This is a genomic window from Kitasatospora nipponensis, from assembly GCF_039528135.1.
Taxonomy (GTDB): Bacteria; Actinomycetota; Actinomycetes; order Streptomycetales; family Streptomycetaceae; genus Kitasatospora; species Kitasatospora nipponensis.
In genome coordinates this window covers 1-1,084 of record NZ_BAAALF010000503.1, presented here as the reverse complement: position 1 = coordinate 1,084, position 1,084 = coordinate 1, and the positions used below count along the sequence as shown (strand labels likewise).

The 1,084-nt window shown below is 71.2% G+C and carries 1 protein-coding gene; it reads left to right on the top strand.

The window, feature by feature from the left end; all coding sequences use genetic code 11:
- Positions 1-63 precede the first annotated feature (63 nt).
- A complete protein-coding gene (locus ABD323_RS41505) occupies positions 64-528 on the top strand; it encodes a hypothetical protein (RefSeq protein WP_344447268.1) in 465 nt (154 codons plus the stop codon).
- The last annotated feature ends 556 nt before the right edge of the window (positions 529-1,084 follow it).

Genomic DNA, 1,084 nt, shown 5'->3' with positions numbered 1-1,084 from the left:
TGCGGCCACCGAACGTGCCCCCGCCCCGGTCTGGACGCAGCTCCAGTTCAACCGGAGGTCGCTGTGACCAGCGCCAAGTTCGCCTTCGCCGCCCACCCCGACGCCATCGCCGACCTTCGCGCACTTCCCGACGGCATCCGTGACCAGGCCCTGCTGCACCTTCAGGACCTCGTCCACGGGGAACGGGTCGCCACCCGCCTGGACGGCCGCCTCGAAGGCTTCCACAAGGTCATTCTCGGCGTCGGCGGCACCTGGGCCTCACACCGGCTGGTCGTGCAGTTCCGCGACGCACCGACCAACTCCAAACACAAGCGGGAGGTGTTCCTCGTCGCCGCCGGGCCTCGCGCGGACTACGCCGTCTACCGCACCGCCCAGCAGCGCACGAACAGCGCGCCGCGCACGGCCGCCGACCTGCGCACCCAGTCAGCCCTGGCCCGCTCACCGCACGGCCGGGACAACACGCCCCTGGCCCCGGCCACCACACCGCCTGCCGCCACCACCCCGATCACCCGAAGGGTCCAGTTGTGATCTCCGAGCACTCCCACGCCTCCCCTGCCGAACTCGCCGTCCTGCTCGCCGGCTTACGCATCCGGGACGCCTGCGCCGAGGTCTGCGACGGCCTGCTGGCCGACGCGCAGTACATCCGGAGCGAGGCGAGCGACCCCCTGTGGACAACCGCCGGCTCCGACAGCCTGCCCACCCTGTCACTCACACCCTCCTGGCCCAGATGGAGGCGGGAGGGTGAACCCGCACAATGCCGCCCAAGATCCCGCCCCAGCCAGTCTTCGAGCTCCTCACGGTCGAGGTCCCCGAGCCCCTGGTGGACGTTGCCCGTGCACCTCTCCTCGGTCCACTTGCACCCCGGCCCAGCCAGCCGAACTCGGCATCACCGAGCCGTCACCGGCTCCACCGCGACCGCACCCCACCGCCCCTGACCCGCACCCCAATGGAGGAGCCGTGCCGTACAACCCGAACGACGAGCGGTGGCGCGAGTACCACGTCAGCCCGCGCTACCTCGCCGGGTCGACCTTCACCGGAGATCCAGCCCTTCGCCCCCTGCTCGACGCGGGCTGGAACATGAACC